Genomic DNA, 14,251 nt, shown 5'->3' with positions numbered 1-14,251 from the left:
TGTTACATTGTTCTCACGAGGCAGTGGATCAGAGTCAGTTTTCGGACAACAAAGGTCGAAACTAGCTCAAGATTATCTCGTTGAAGTGTATCCACCTGATGCAAGCCAGCGCGCCTGACCAGGAATGTCGAAAGTCAGCTACAGATTGATTTTCCCTGCCTGGATGCTGCGGCATAACTAATGGTGAGTACGACGCTGCACCTATGAGTCTGAATCTGCTTGCTGGAAGTGCTGACCAATTCACCTGAGAGCCTCGCTGCGGCTTAGGGATCACAGTCGAGCGGGCGGCTGGCGGGGTCAAGCATGGAAAACGCACTCAGTGCGCTTCGCCACACCTGCCTCACCCAGAGTGAATCCACGTTCAGGCCCTGGCAGCTATCGATCCTCTGACAAGTCTTGCAGCGTCTATCCCGTCAAGCGTGATCATGAGCGAAAGTGAGCCTAGGTCGTGTGGACGGATTTGATCAGGAAGAATTTGAGAGCAAGAGCAACGAATGAGCCGCTGTTCTCGTCGATCTTCCCGCAGTGTAATGCAATGCGCTTCAAACGCTTGAGTTTACCTGTTGTCTGCTCGATGCGAGCTCGTCCGCGGTAGAATGCCCCGGAGAAGAAATCCGGCTTCTCTTTGGTCGTCGTGCGATACGGAATGGCCGGGCAGATGTCGCGGCAATCGGGAGGTATAGCCATTGTCGCGCATTGCCACCAGCGCCGTGAGTCGAGTCCAAGATCGAGCAGCATCTCGAAATGCGGGCTGTCGCTGGCCTCCCCTCATCACAACAGGATTGGATTGTGTGGCGAAGGTGAACAGTAAATCCCCTTACGGCCTGGTTGCCCCTGATCTATGACACGGCTTCGGCGACATGATTGGAGCCAATGTTGACTATCTCGATGCGGCAGGAATCCAGACCGGCGGCATGGGTGCGGAGACGATCCCAGCCGTCAAAGGCGGCGTGACGCTCCTTGCGCAAAGGGCGCGATTGTAAATACCAACAATACCGCCGAATGCGCCTGAGATGTGGTTGGTGGCTCGCTCAATCACCGGAATCTCCACTCCAAGTTGATCATGCGCATGCGTGACGAAGCGGTGACGCGTGTCATGCAAGGTCCAGTGGGGCAGGGGAGAGGCCTTGGGATCCTCGGCCTGTTGCAGCTCTAGCACCTTGGCATCAAGCTGCCGCTTGGCTTTTGAGAGGGCGCCAAACACGGTCCCATGCGGGTCGAGAAGACGAGTTCTCGCCCATGCTGACATGAGGCGAGCATGTCCAAGGCGGTTTGCGACAGGGACACATCCTGCAAGTGTTTTATGGCATTCTTGTCTCCGCATGCTCGCGTCTTGTATTTCTTTCGGGTAACGCCACGGGTAACCGCAGACGATCTTCAGGCTGCCACTCCAGTGAGCCGACTCACTTTGCGCTGGGCAGACGAAAGTCCGGCATTCGGTAGCAAAAACCACCAGATATGATTGAACCCATCCGGTAGCTTCCGGCTCCATTTCGGGAGCGGGGCAACGTGAGCGCTGAAGAAGAACTGAAAAGGAAACGCGCCGAGCTGCTTGGCGAAGTCGATGAGCTCGTACTCAGGATCGTGACCATCAGGAAACAGGTCGCCGCCATCGATCAGGTGATCGCAATCTACGACCCGGCGCGTCCCCGTTTCGTCACGCATGTCTCGGCTGGCCTGAACTCGCTGGTGAAGCGCAAACGCGTTCGTCAGGTCGGTGCCGTCGATGGACGCAAGAACCTCTGGGAGATCGCGGCCTAGCGAGGAACCGCTGCCGGGTCGCCTTCCCAGATCAGCTCCGGCGGCTTGTTGCCCTGCCATTAGCCTCACAGGTACCGCGAAGTCGGCCACCGGAGCGCCTGTGCGAGCATGAAGCGGGTCTGCGCCCCGTTGCTCATCCGTCGGGCATCCTCCTTCCAGGCGAGATCGGCGACATACCAGGCGAGATACCGGGTGGAGAAGCGGTGATGGATGCCGACATAGGCCCGCTGAATGCGGCTGAAGAAGCTTTCGATGAAGTTGGTGTTGGTGCCGTCCTCGGAGGAGTATGCCTTCGAGTGGTTCACCCGTCCCATCCGGTTGAGACCGATGATGTCGTCGTAGCTGCCATGCTCGTCCGCGTAGACTTTCGCCTCGCGGGAGACGTGATCCCGTACGGCTGACCAGGCGGCATCGCTGTCCTCCACGCGGATGATCCGGGTGAAGGTCCGGCCGAGGAACCCGCGCTGACGGATTGGCAGGGCACAGAGACGGCTCGGACTGCGGTTCTCCTTCAGGCGACGGTCGACGCGTTCCTCGAGAACCATGTCCTCCCGGCGGGAGGCGATGACCTTCCTGAGCTTCATCAGGAGCACCCGTCAGTTCGCCGCGAACCAGATCGCCAGAAGCATCGTCTTGACCGGCAGCCTACGCCCGCCGAACGCGGTGCCGGACGTGACGGTGAAGACGGCCTTGCACTCCTTGGCGGAGCACTTGTAGCGCTCCCGGGACATCTCATAACACCGCAGGTTCCCGCAGTGAGGGCAGTAGGGCTCGCCGTCCGTCTCAGGCCAGCGGGCCTGCCGGAGCCACTTCTTGGCGGTTCCCACCCGCATGGCTGAGAGTTCGGTGATGGTCAGGTCGCGCACCTGGGGCGACAGGAGGAAGTGCTGCCCCATGGCTCAGCGCCTCCCTCGGGATGCGGAAGTGCGAGCACGGTATTTCCCAGCCCCCGACGCAGGTCGGGATTGTGAACTCCATGGGGACGAGGGCGTGGTGCATGCTTTGGCTCCGGCGGCCGGGAATGGCCTAATTTAGGACAGCGGCAACGCTTGGCGGCCCTTGATCCGGATCGTGGCATTGCAGGCGGGTGCTGTTATATGAGCCTTTGCATGGCCACGCTTATGCCGGGAAGCTTGGCCGGAGTCGATCGGAATCTATAGGGGCTGGCCCAGCTATCCAAGAGGTGCCCCGGTCCCATTGAGAACGGCGGTACTGCCATTGCAAGCGGTGGGCACCCAGTAAAACAGCCTCATCTCACAAGGCATTCCTTCCATAGGCTCTACCCGATCTAGGACGCCGCCGTTCGCTTCAATGACCCTGCGTGAGGCAACGTTCGTTTCCTTGCAGGTGATCAAGACCCTCTCAAGACCCTCCTCCTGTGCAATCGGAAGAAGCAGCCCCAAGGCAGCCGTGGCGTAGCCTCGACGCGGCTTCCAAGATACCACCGAGTAGCCGATATGCCCCAAGGTGTAGGGCGGCAACTCCTCTGTCCCAGGTCGGAAGCGCAACATGATGCTTCCGCAAAACTCGCCATCCCAGGTTCAGAAGAGATGGAATAGCAAGCGCGGGACGACCCGCCCGTCAGCGAGGGTCACTGTGCCGTTCTGATCGGTGAGACCCTCAATGAAGATTTCTGGACTGGCACGCAGGGCCGTGAGTTGCTCCTGGCTCACGTCCCGGGTTGTGTCGGAGGACCACCCTTTCTCAAGAGCCGCTTCATAACTAGGGAGCCGCTCTGGGCCAGGGGCGACAACTTCGATCCCGGTAGGGCCGATGGGCCGAACAGGCGGTGGATGTTTCTGGCAAAGAGGGGTGTTTCTCATTGAGCTCTCCAAGGTCGGCAACGAGGAGAGCAGAAGTCAGGATCCTACCCGCCCCGGGAAGGTCCGCGGAATGATCAGGCTGTCGTCAATGCAGCACCGCTCCCGCACACCCTCTCAGGTGCGTGGAATTTCGCGCTTCATGAATGAACGAATGATCATGACCTTAATCTTAGCGTGAGCAGCCTCAAAGCCAAGCCCAGTGATGAGGCGGCAATTTCCCAGAACGGGAACCACCGGACGGGGATTTCAGTAATCGCAACCGGAAAATATCTCGTTAGTGTAGGTACTTATCTGCTGCTTGGTGGTCTTTGCTGCCGAATGCCGCGAAAGTCTGCAACTGCGTGGTGAGCTGACCTTCACACAGCCATGCCGATGGGCCGACCTTGACTCCCAGCAGACTTAAGACGTGTCCCAAAGATCAGGAGAAAGTTCGCTCAGGCGGTTATGGTTAACCTTGCATCAAGCTCTGTCGTTGATTGTGCAAGGCAGCATCCTAGCAGGGGGTGCGCCAATTTTCCGGCTCGGGGCATTTATGGCACTTTTCCTCTCGCGCATCTCGCTGCGCCACCAGATCCTTGGTATCGGCCTCCTAGGGGCACTTGGCGTCGCGGCGCTGGCGTCTGTCTACATAATTGGCAGCAACCTGGTCCAAGAACAAAGAAATGCTGCCAATGCCGCGACGCATCTGGAGCATCTTTTCAACAAGACTGACATTGGGCTGCTGGAGGCCCGCCGTGCCGAAAAGGACTTCTTCCTGCGCAATGATGAGACCTATGCGGCCCGCCATGCTAGCGTTATCGGCGCTGTCAAGGACGAGCTGGCCAAGGCAGAAATGCAGTTAATGGGGGCAGTCCATGCGTCGGAGCTTTCGGCTGACCTGACCAGGATTCACGAAGGCTTGGCGAAGTACGTCCAGCATTTCAACAACTCGGTCGAGCTGCAGCGTAAGCTCGGTTTCGACGAGAAGTCAGGCCTGCAGGGATCGCTGCGAAACTCCGTTCATGCGGTGGAGACAAAACTAGCCTCGTACGAGGATCAGGGGCTGACCATTCTGATGCTAATGATGCGCCGGCATGAGAAGGACTTCATGCTGCGGGGTGATCCCAAGTACGGCCAGCACATCGAGAAGCGCGCCACCGAGTTTGCCCAAACACTCGCCATCTCGGAGTTGCCGCCCAAGGCGAAGACGGAAGTGGCTGAGGCCATGGCGGCCTACCAGCGCGACGTCCTAGCCTTCATCGATGCCAAGCTGCAGCTTGCCGCCGAGAGCAGGGCCGTTTCCGAAGCCTATGCTGCGGTTGAGCCTGTGGTCGATCATGCGCTAGGGATCGTCGGTGCACGGCTCGAGGCGGCTCAAGCCGCTGCTGAGGGGGCTCAGGCGTGGACTTCGAACGTAATGTGGTCTGCCATTGGCGTGATCCTGCTGCTCATGCTGGCGGCGGCTGTGGGGACCGGCCGCGCCATCTCCAAGCCTCTCCTGGCCATGACCACCGCCATGCAGCAGGTGGCCCGGGGCGACTATAGCGCAGCAGTGCCTGGGCTCGGGCGCAAGGACGAGATTGGAGCCATGGCCGAAGCCGTTCAGGTGTTCAAGACTAATGGCGAGGAAATGGAACACCTGCGCATGGAGCAGGAGCGCACTCGAGAGCAGAGCGAAATCGAGAAACGTCGTCTGATGGCCGAGCTTGCCCATGGCTTCGAAGCGAAAGTCGGCGCGCTGGTCCAGCGCCTTTCGATTGCAGCAAATGGGTTGGAAGAGACTGCCCGCTCCATGACCTCCGTGGCGGATAGGACGACGCAGCAATCGGTCGGGGTTGCCTCCACGGCCCAGCAAACCTCGGCCAACGTGCAGACGGTCGCCGCAGCCACAGAAGAGCTGTCCATCTCCGTTAGAGAAATTGCAGCCCAGGTGACGCAATCCTCCTACATCGCCGAGCGGGCGGTGATGGATGCCCAGCGTACCAACCAGACGGTGCAGATGCTGGCCGCTTCGGCCGAGAAGATCGGGCATGTGGTTCAGCTTATCAGCACCATTGCGTCCCAGACCAACCTGCTGGCATTGAATGCCACCATCGAGGCCGCACGCGCGGGCGAGGCCGGCAAGGGCTTCGCGGTGGTGGCCTCAGAGGTGAAGGAATTGGCTAGCCAGACCTCCCGCGCGACGGAGGAGATCTCGGCCCAGATCGCCGGATTGCAGCAGGTGACCAAGGATGCCGTTCAGGCGATCCAAGCGATTGCCAGCACGATTGGTGAGATGTCCCAGATCTCGACATCGATTGCTGCCGCAATCGAGGAGCAAGGATCAGCCACCTCCGAGATTGCGCGCAACGTGCAGGAAGCCGCCCGCGGCACGGAGTTCGTCACGGGAAGCATCGGCGAGGTCCGCCATGGGGCAGGCGAAACAGGAACAGCTGCTGCCCAGGTTCTCTCGTCGGCTCAGGACTTGGCTCGGCATTCCACCAGCTTGGGGCAGGAAGTGGAGCACTTCCTGTCAGGGATCAAAGCGGCATGAGGTGGGAGATGATCTCGCGAGATGGAATGAGCAGGCCGTACGCAGGCTCATAGTTCCACCTAGCAGAGCATAATCGCAGAGGGTCGCCGGAAACAGCGGCCCTTTTCTCGTTAGGCGAACTGCTTGCCAGTTCCCCGACAATCCATTGCGAGCATAGCAGCACTGCGGGTATCCTAGCGCATCGTGCGGAAAAGTGGACCGGGTTTTCCACGTTTCACGACGCGCTCTTCAGAGAGTGGAGCATCGGATCCGCCTTTGGATCCGATGCTTTAGACATCGCTCATGAGTGAACCGCTGTTAAAGGTCGGCTCCTGGCCCGAGGCTGGCCTAAGCAGAATTTCTGCATTCGCGCGGTGAGCAGATTCTTAAAAGTCTGCGCTTAAAGGCTACCGTCGCCCCTGTTCAAACATTTATTCCCATTGCGGTAACCGCGAGCGGATGCATAGCCTCCTGCCGGAGTATCGTCGCCACCGCAGTTCTTTAGTGGGGTTGCGAGGCACTATGGTGATTTCCAGCAGACTGAGGAACCTGCCCGGGGCAGCCTTGAGCCGAGGATAGGATCGAGCAAGTCGCGCTCAAGTGGAAAGGTCATGGCGATGAGGGCGGCTTAACGGCCTCGTAGATTGCAATCACCGCATCGTGGAGCCGGTCCATTCCTTCAGCAGGTTGCGAGTTGGTCTGCACCGTGATCAGGATATTGTCCCCTGCAAACCAAACATAAAGAGTGCGATAGCCAAGCGTCTCGCCCTCGTAGAACCAGTGCGCTCCCGCCGGCCCGAGTATCGCCTGGACCAAGCCAAGGGAGAAGCCGCGCGGGTCCTCGGCCGTTAAGCCAGCGATCGGTTCGCCGGTTCGGGTCGAAATCATCCGCAGCCACTCGCTCTGTTGCTTTGCTGGCACCACCTGGCCCGCAAAGACCGCCTGCATCCAGCGGGTGACGTCCCGTGGGTTCGAGATTGCGCCGCCAGCGGCCTGAGCCCACGATGAGCTTATTGCACGGACATCGCGGCCTAACAGCGGCCGGTTCCAAGACGCGGCACAATCCTTAGGCTGGTAGTCGGTGCAGGCCGGATTCTCAAAGTAACCATGTGCCAGCCGCCGGATTACGGTCTCAGGATAGGTGCCACTCTCGTAGAAGGTCGAGTGAAGCCCTAATGGTTCGATCACGAGCTCATGAACCAGTTCCTGGAACGTCTTTCCGGTTGCCTTTTCGGCGATCATGCTCGCCAGGATGTAGTTGGTGTTGGAGTAGTGATAGCCCGTTGTGGCGGGGAGTTTGTTGCTGTTGGTAGGATACACCATCCTCACGAGCTCCTCCGCGCTGAGGTCGCGTTGGGGCTCCTCGATCCACAGGCGCGACATCTCCTTGGTCTCGGAATAGTTTGGAATCCCACTGGTCATATTGAGCAGGCGCCTGATGCTGACATCCTGCCAGGCGGGATACTCCGGCAACCATCTCCCGACGGTGTCGTCGAGCGACAGCGTGCCGGCGGCCTCGAGCTTGAGGAGCACAGCGGCGGTAAAGGATTTCGACGTGCTGCCCATCTGGAATAGGGTATTCTGGCTAACGGGCCCGTCGGAGGGTGACCGGCCTGTGGTGCCGGCGAAGGCCTCGATGGCCGGCCCGGGATCACCGAGGCTGATATAGGCGGCTATGCCGGTGACCTTCTCCAGCGGGGCTCTCTCCGCTAGCCAACTTTCGAGTGCCGCTTGCACCTTCTCGGGTCTGCTCGGCTCGGCACCTGCACTGAAGACGACCATAGACGCGATGATGCCGATACTCGCGGACAGAAAGACTCTCGCTCTTTTCATGGTTGCCTCCCTGGTGCCTCAGGGTCGGTTGCCATTACAGCGGATCTGTGGCCAAGCCAGCAAAGCGCGTCCGACACATTGCCGTGTCCAGAAACAACAGGATGGGACCGGATCCGGCCTGTTCACCTTGGAGCGGGAGCTTACCCGCACCGGACTTCCGCTCGTGGCGGTGTCCTGCATCGGCCGTCGCCCGGTCCAGCCAAAGGATTGCCTGACGCGAGCGGGACTAAGGTGTAGACTGGGTGCTGGGGTGTGGAGATAGCGATGCCTATATTCCTGGACCGTCACGATCTACGGGGCCTGACAGCAGCCGACATTGCGGAGGCCCACCGCAAGGACCTGGAGGTTCAGGAGCGCTATGGGGTGCGGTTCCTGACCTACTGGTTCGACGAAGCGCGCGGCACCGGCTTTTGCCTCATCGATGCCCCCGACATTCAGGCGGCAATGCGGGTACATGACGAGGCCCATGGCGATGTTGCCAAGGACGTGATAGAGGTCGATCTCTCGGCTGTCGAGGCATTCCTGGGGCGGGTCTCCGATCCGGCACCAGCCGGTGCTACATCCCAGGTCTCGTTTGATGCGGCTCTTCGCACGATCATGTTCACGGATATCGTGGACTCGACTGGAATGACGGCAAGATTGGGCGATGTCCGAGCTGTTGAGATGGTGCGCGCCCATGATGCCCTCGTCCGCCGTGCCCTGAAGGACAAGCAGGGGCGTGAGGTCAAGCACACGGGTGATGGGATCATGGCTTCCTTTGATCAGGTCACATCGGCGGTCGACTGCGCCCGTGCTATTCAGCAGTCGTTTGATGCCTTCAATCTCGCCAGCCGGGAGAAGCTGCTGGTTCGAATTGGCTTGGATGCCGGCGAACCGGTCGCCGACAGCAATGACCTGTTCGGCTCGACCGTTCAGATGGCGGCGCGCCTCTGCCAGTGTGCAGAACCCAACACCATTGTTGTGTCAGAGGCGGTATCAGCACTGGTATCAGACAATTTTTACCTCCAAGACCTTGGACCATATTCGCTTAAAGGCTTCGCTCAGCCCGTTCGAGTGTACGAAGTGGCATGGCGATAGAGCGAATGCCGCTATAGAAAAGCGCCGTCTCAGGGTCAGCAGGTTCAAAGGGTCACCCGATGCAGACGCTCCCCGCTTAAGGGAAGCGATAACTGCAAAAGGGGGGACCATTCGAAGTTCCCCATTGGTAGCGCGAGCGGGCGATATTCGGACTGGCTCGAAGCCGTGGCCTGATCATTCCTGAATATCCGGCTGCCCTTTTCAGCGGCCCAGAAATGCGCGTGCATGCTCAGCCTCCGACAGGCCCGGTTGAGCGCGCGCCGCAATCTCAAGTAGGTGCGCGTAATGCCGCCGCGCCGCAGCGCCGTCGCCCCCCAACTCAGCCGCTCGCGCCGCGCCATAGACGGAACGGAAACGGCGAGGCTCCGTCCTCTGGGCGGCCTCGTATTCCCGCTGCGCCTCAGCGTAGCGGCCCATGATCAGCAGCATCTCCCCTGATTGCTCACGGGCAGGGAAGAGCGGCCCCGGCGTTACTGGATGCTTGTCCGTCCGCTCCTCACGCTCGGCCGCCTCTCGGATCGTCGTGAGCGCCAGATCATGCTGACCGCGCGCAAAGGCAATCCATGCTTCGGCCGCGAGGCGCAGAATTTCCGTCTGCTCCGCCCAATAGGCATCACTGCCACGCAGTGTCGCCGCCGCAGCCTTTAGCGCCTCGACGTCTGCGGCTGCTTCATCCGGGCGCCCTGCCCGAGCCGCACCCACGGCACGAGCAAAGTGCGTGTTTGCGACGACGACTGGCGCGGTTTGCCGGCCTGGAGTGAGAGCGGCCGCGTCTTCCCATGCACCGCGTTCAAGGGCAAAACGGGCTGGCATCACCGTTAGGGCCCAAGCAAAGATCGGTGCGGGCGCGCTCCAGGAGGAAAAGCGCCCCAAATCGGCGACCACCCGCCGGGCCGCCTCAACCTGCCCGGTCTGGAGATAGCCATAGACCATGTAGTCAAGCGCATGGATTTCGTCGAACACGGCCTGTCGCGCCCGTGCCGTCTCCGCGGATCGGCGGTTGGTCTCGATTGAGTCCTCCCAGCGCCCGATCCGGGTGAAAATGTGGGATGGCATGTGCAGCGCGTGCGGTGCATCGGCCGCAATCTTGGCGTAGCGTTCGGCTGCCGCGACACCGCGTGGCGCAAGCGCCGGCGTATCATAGGTGTGGATCAGGTAGTGGGCAATGCCAGGGTGCTGTGGCTGCTGCGCCCAAGCACGCTCCAGGATCTCGGCGGCGCGAAGCTGGCGGGCGTATGTTTTATCCGTCGGGGGCGCCGCCATCGCCAGAGCGAGGGCGTAGTGGATGGCGACCTCAAGATCATTGGAGAAGCGTTCGTACAATCGGCCCATTGCCTGTTCATAGCGCTCCACGCGGGATCTGTGCGTGGCCGGGTCCTCGTTGCTGTAAAGCTCGGAGAGGGCGGCAATGAAGCCAGTCTCGAGCTCGCTGCGGGCACCGATCCGTCGTGCCTCATCGAGCAATGCGCGCCCCTGCCGGAGATTGGCGGAGGTGGTGACAGTGAAGGGGTTCACCAGGAGGGCCATAGCCTCGCCCCAGTAGGACATGACGCAGGCTGGATCGCGGTCGCGCACCCGCCGGAAGGCCTCTCCTGCCGCCTCATACCAGAACGAGTGCTGTAGCTTCATCGCCTCATCAAAGGCAGCCTGCGCCTCAGGCGTGCAACTGACCGGGAAGTGAACTTCTCCGAGGGTTGCGGCGCCTGGGGAGGTGCCTTGTGCATGGCCATGATGATGTTGCGCCTGCCCTGGTGCTGGGCAGAGCATGAAACCCAGGGCAATCGCCGACAAGCTGATCTTCGCTGGCATCGCTTCCTCCCTGCCGGAGGACCCAATCGGGCGCCCGGCCTCATCAGCGAATACCCAGCCCAAATCCACCATACGCTTAGCCGAACCTAGTCTCAACCACTCTGGATGAGCCACCTTCTATGGAGGGGCACGCAAGCTCATGGATCGGCGCGGCAGGTGAGTTTAGCCATCCGGCTAGTGCTGCAAGCATGATGTCAGGTATGGCAGCTTCTGGCACAACTCGGCAGTAGACCGAATGTCCGCTCAAGCGGGAATACCGGGTATTCCCGAAGGGCGAGGGATTTGGTGGTTGAACCTGGTCTCGACGAGATCATCCGTTTCGCACCTCGCATTGCGCTAATGAGGGCCGAATAGGTGAGGGGCTACGGGTATCCGCCGGATCCGCGTAACGAGAAAATCATTTGCTCGTCTCGGACGCCCTTGAGGGCAAACGAGCCGAGAGCTCGCGTCGCCCCAGTTGGGAGGAGTGCGGCGACCTCTTGAGAGCATACCGCCATATAGCCTGTACTCTTGGCAAACGCCTCCAGGTGACTCACCAGATTGACGGTGGTCCCGACCACAGTAAAGTCGAGGCGGTCGGGGCTGCCGATATTGCCGTAGGTGACAGGGCCGACATGCAGGCATCCGACAAAGTGCAGATCACCGTCCTGATCGGCTCTGGCTAAGGCAGCGTCCAATGCCCGGTAAGCCTGTCGGGTGGCCTCTGCTCGTCCGCTCTCCTCAACAGAAAAGATCGAAAGGGTACCATCGCCGATGAACTTGAGCACGTCACCACCCTCTGCACGCACCGCCTCGACAACCACCTCCAGATAGCGGTCAAGGTAGACCAGCAATTGATCAGGTGACAATTGCTGCGACAGAGCCGTGTACCCCCGCAGATCAGTCTGCAGCACGGCTGCTTCAATCTCAAAGCAGTCGCCTCGTCGAATGGCCCCTTCCGCGACGCGTTTGGCAGGCCCCGCACCAAGATAGGTCCGAAGAAGGCTCTCACTTGAACGCCGCATCGCGGCAGGTTCCATGGCCGCGGCAAGGAAGGGGCCCAGCTCCTCTATGAGGACCACCTCCTCCGGGCTGAAACCGCGTAGGCTATCGGTTGTGAAGGAGGCCCCCTGAACCGAACCATCTCCGTATATGACAGGTATAGCCAGGTAGTCTGTGCCGCCTTCGGTCGCCACTTCGAAGAGCACGTGATGATCGAGTGCCGGATCAAGTTGCCGAAGGGAGCGGCGGAAGCTCGCCCGTGTCTTGTTGACATGCTCGAAGGGACTGCCTGTGTATGAGCGTGTCGCCAGGATCCTATGGGGCACGGCGTACTCCTCGGCCCCGACGCCGCGCACCCATTTGATGCCCCAGACGCCGATGAGAGGATTGGCCAAGCGCTGCCCAACCCGCACTCGCCAGAGTGGCACGCCCGCGGTCAGCAGCCGTTCGCAATATTCTGTGACGATCTCGGCTGGAGCGAGTGCAGTGCGGGCTGGTCCGGTGAGCCACCGAGCAAGCTCGAGGACGCTGGAATGGCGTTGAGGGTCCTGGGGCATGCTTTGACCCCGCTTTCTCACAAAAGTGCCGAAAACTGCGTGGTGCGCATCTTCGGAACTCCAGAGGGAACGGATAGATAACGTCGGGCGCCCTGATACGTCCCATTGGAACACCCCTGACTTGCCGGTTGAGCAGCCCGCGAAGCTGGAGTTCTTCATCAACCTCGAGATAGCGGGAGCACTGAGCCTCGCGGTTCCGCCGATGCTGGTCGCGCTTGCGGACGGCGTGATCGAATGAGACCTCGATGTAGGGTTGGTCGCCGAGAGGATCTGCCGCTCCGCCCATCGGACGGCATAGGACAATATGCAAGATGCTCTCGTCGCGTCACGGCGTGAGAGACCGATCTTTTGCGAATACCGTTTTCTCCTCGAATTCGGGCCCTGACACGGGCGGACCTAACCCGAAATTCCGCATTCGCACGATGGGCGGACCTTTGCACAGTGTCGCTCTATAACCTCAGCTGTCCCAAGGGCGATGTTAATCGCCTCAGAAAGCCTGGCAGGATCCACTGTGGGCTTAACCGCGGATGGACATTCGCTCCCCCGGGAAGTCGATGAAGGCGCGGGTGCGGGCGGCGAGGTGCTCATGACCAACAAAGACGGCGTGAATGAGTTCGATATCCTCGGGATTGAATGGGTCAAGCACCGGAACGAGACGGCCCGCGTCGATATCAGGCTGAACATGGAACTGTCCAACCCGCGCCAGCTCAAGTCCCTCCAGACAAAGGCGGCGCACGGTTGGGCCGTTGTTGCCTTGGAAGTTTTCAGAAACGTCTTTCGTATGGACAGGCTCGCTGCCAGGATTGCGAAATGGTCACCCCTCGCCGCCGGGGCGGAAGTTGAACAGAAGGCAGTTGTGTCGATCAAGATCATCCGGCTTTTCAGGAATACTGCAGCTCTCCAGATAGGGGTGGGCGAGGCCACAACAACGCGACGGCTCGCCAGATTTTGCTGGCTTTCAGGGGCGTGTCGCGCAACACGCCGGAGCGGATTGCGATGTCCGTTCTATTCTCAAGCCGATCAATCACGCCGTCGGTGAGCGACAGATCCAACTTCACGCCCGGATGCCGGCTGAGGAAGTCCGGCACAAGCGGCACCACATACCTCACTCCAAATCCCATTGAGGCGCTGGCCCGCAGCTTGCCACATGGCGCTCCCTTTGCGCCGATGCCGAGCTGGCGTCCGATGGCCTTGTTCGACAGGCCTTCCGCTGCCAGGGAAAGGCCCTGTCTCTTTCTTTGGGGCAGCCGCTCGAGCCGCTCTGCCAGCATGGGCGAGGAATCGGAGGACCGGGGCATTTCCCGGCGTCCGTCGAGGAGAAGCTACAGGGCGCCTGCGACAAGGCGGCGTGCGAGCTCGAGGCGGCGGAGATCGGGGACCGCGACCGGGCGAAGCATCTCGATCGCTCGCTGGTCGATCGCCTCCTCGAGTGCATCCACCAGATGATCGAGGACGGTGTCGACCGCATGAAGACCTCTGCCGGCGACATGCCGATCATCGTCGTGGGCGGCGGCGCCTTCCTCGTGCCCCATAAGCTCGCCGGCGTGAGCGAGGTGGTTCATGTGGAGCATGCCTCGAACAGGAGTGCCGGTTGATTTGACCGGCCCTCCTGTCATGAGTCGATCTTGGTAGGGCCTCGCTGACTTGCTTGTGCGGACCGTGGCAGTCGCATTCTGCCTGTCCGATCCGTCTACTGGTTTGCCCGCCATCAAGGAGAGCCCATGAAAGCCGTCCTCTTCGAGCAATTCGGCCAGCCGCCCCGCGTGCAGAGCGTGCCCGATCCGACGCCGTGCACCGAGGGCGTGGTGATCAAGGTGGAGGCGACGGGGCTGTGCCGGAGCGACTGGCACGGATGGATGGGGCACGATCCCGACGTTACGCTGCCGCACGTGCCGGGGCACGAGCTGGCGGGCACGGTT

General features: G+C 60.7%; 15 protein-coding genes. 5 read left to right on the top strand and 10 right to left on the bottom strand.

Going from position 1 to position 14,251, the window contains the following annotated elements; translation table 11 throughout:
• Positions 1-441: 441 nt before the first annotated feature.
• A complete protein-coding gene (locus tag GR328_RS22585; protein ID WP_160887884.1) occupies positions 442-738 on the bottom strand; it encodes a hypothetical protein in 297 nt (98 codons plus the stop codon).
• 142 nt (positions 739-880) lie between these two features.
• Complete coding sequence (locus GR328_RS22580; RefSeq protein WP_160887882.1) at positions 881-1,204, bottom strand: hypothetical protein; 324 nt, start codon at positions 1,202-1,204, stop codon at positions 881-883.
• A 305-nt stretch (positions 1,205-1,509) separates the two neighbouring features.
• Here GR328_RS22580 and GR328_RS22575 point away from each other — a divergent pair, with 305 nt between their 5' ends.
• Positions 1,510-1,761 (top strand): hypothetical protein, encoded by a 252-nt coding sequence (locus GR328_RS22575; protein WP_160887880.1) that lies wholly within the window; start codon positions 1,510-1,512, stop codon positions 1,759-1,761.
• A gap of 65 nt (positions 1,762-1,826) precedes the next feature.
• Here the strand turns inward: GR328_RS22575 and GR328_RS22570 are convergent, their stop codons facing one another.
• The 3 genes from GR328_RS22570 to GR328_RS27710 all read right to left on the bottom strand — a co-directional run bounded on the left by GR328_RS22570 (position 1,827) and on the right by GR328_RS27710 (position 3,272).
• Positions 1,827-2,345 carry a transposase gene (locus GR328_RS22570; RefSeq protein ID WP_160887878.1) on the bottom strand — a complete coding sequence of 173 codons (519 nt, stop codon included), beginning with the start codon at positions 2,343-2,345 and terminating at the stop codon, positions 1,827-1,829.
• Between the two features lie 12 nt (positions 2,346-2,357).
• The gene (locus GR328_RS22565) at positions 2,358-2,657 is read right to left on the bottom strand and encodes a transposase (protein ID WP_160887876.1); all 300 of its coding nucleotides are present in this window, start codon (positions 2,655-2,657) and stop codon (positions 2,358-2,360) included.
• A gap of 276 nt (positions 2,658-2,933) precedes the next feature.
• Positions 2,934-3,272 (bottom strand): GNAT family N-acetyltransferase, encoded by a 339-nt coding sequence (locus GR328_RS27710; RefSeq protein WP_246216042.1) that lies wholly within the window; start codon positions 3,270-3,272, stop codon positions 2,934-2,936.
• Between the two features lie 844 nt (positions 3,273-4,116).
• Between GR328_RS27710 and GR328_RS22555 the strand changes: the two genes are divergently transcribed.
• Positions 4,117-6,096 carry a methyl-accepting chemotaxis protein gene (locus tag GR328_RS22555; RefSeq protein ID WP_160887874.1) on the top strand — a complete coding sequence of 660 codons (1,980 nt, stop codon included), beginning with the start codon at positions 4,117-4,119 and terminating at the stop codon, positions 6,094-6,096.
• 588 nt (positions 6,097-6,684) lie between these two features.
• On the opposite strand, the gene GR328_RS22550 is transcribed toward GR328_RS22555, so the two are convergent.
• Positions 6,685-7,908 carry a serine hydrolase domain-containing protein gene (locus GR328_RS22550; RefSeq protein WP_160887872.1) on the bottom strand — a complete coding sequence of 408 codons (1,224 nt, stop codon included), beginning with the start codon at positions 7,906-7,908 and terminating at the stop codon, positions 6,685-6,687.
• A 264-nt stretch (positions 7,909-8,172) separates the two neighbouring features.
• Here GR328_RS22550 and GR328_RS22545 point away from each other — a divergent pair, with 264 nt between their 5' ends.
• A complete protein-coding gene (locus tag GR328_RS22545) occupies positions 8,173-8,985 on the top strand; it encodes a nickel-binding protein (RefSeq protein WP_160887870.1) in 813 nt (270 codons plus the stop codon).
• Positions 8,986-9,186: 201 nt separating this feature from the next.
• Here GR328_RS22545 and GR328_RS22540 read toward each other — a convergent pair whose 3' ends face one another.
• The 4 genes from GR328_RS22540 to GR328_RS27700 all read right to left on the bottom strand — a co-directional run bounded on the left by GR328_RS22540 (position 9,187) and on the right by GR328_RS27700 (position 13,453).
• Positions 9,187-10,614, bottom strand: a complete 1,428-nt coding sequence (locus GR328_RS22540) for a tetratricopeptide repeat protein (protein WP_160887868.1) — start codon at positions 10,612-10,614, stop codon at positions 9,187-9,189.
• Between the two features lie 542 nt (positions 10,615-11,156).
• Complete coding sequence (locus tag GR328_RS22535) at positions 11,157-12,332, bottom strand: adenylate/guanylate cyclase domain-containing protein (RefSeq protein WP_160887866.1); 1,176 nt, start codon at positions 12,330-12,332, stop codon at positions 11,157-11,159.
• Between the two features lie 517 nt (positions 12,333-12,849).
• A complete protein-coding gene (locus GR328_RS27705; protein WP_246216041.1) occupies positions 12,850-13,068 on the bottom strand; it encodes a type 2 periplasmic-binding domain-containing protein in 219 nt (72 codons plus the stop codon).
• Between the two features lie 145 nt (positions 13,069-13,213).
• The gene (locus GR328_RS27700; protein ID WP_246216044.1) at positions 13,214-13,453 is read right to left on the bottom strand and encodes a LysR substrate-binding domain-containing protein; all 240 of its coding nucleotides are present in this window, start codon (positions 13,451-13,453) and stop codon (positions 13,214-13,216) included.
• A 117-nt stretch (positions 13,454-13,570) separates the two neighbouring features.
• Here GR328_RS27700 and GR328_RS26750 point away from each other — a divergent pair, with 117 nt between their 5' ends.
• The gene (locus GR328_RS26750; protein WP_170304154.1) at positions 13,571-13,927 is read left to right on the top strand and encodes a hypothetical protein; all 357 of its coding nucleotides are present in this window, start codon (positions 13,571-13,573) and stop codon (positions 13,925-13,927) included.
• Positions 13,928-14,053: 126 nt separating this feature from the next.
• A partial coding sequence (locus GR328_RS22520; protein WP_160887862.1) for an alcohol dehydrogenase catalytic domain-containing protein occupies positions 14,054-14,251 on the top strand: 198 nt, incomplete at its 3' end.

Source organism: Microvirga makkahensis (assembly GCF_009830105.1).
Taxonomy (GTDB): Bacteria; Pseudomonadota; Alphaproteobacteria; order Rhizobiales; family Beijerinckiaceae; genus Microvirga; species Microvirga makkahensis.
Note: the sequence above shows the minus strand (reverse complement) of the source record. Positions and strands in the feature narration are given on the sequence as shown.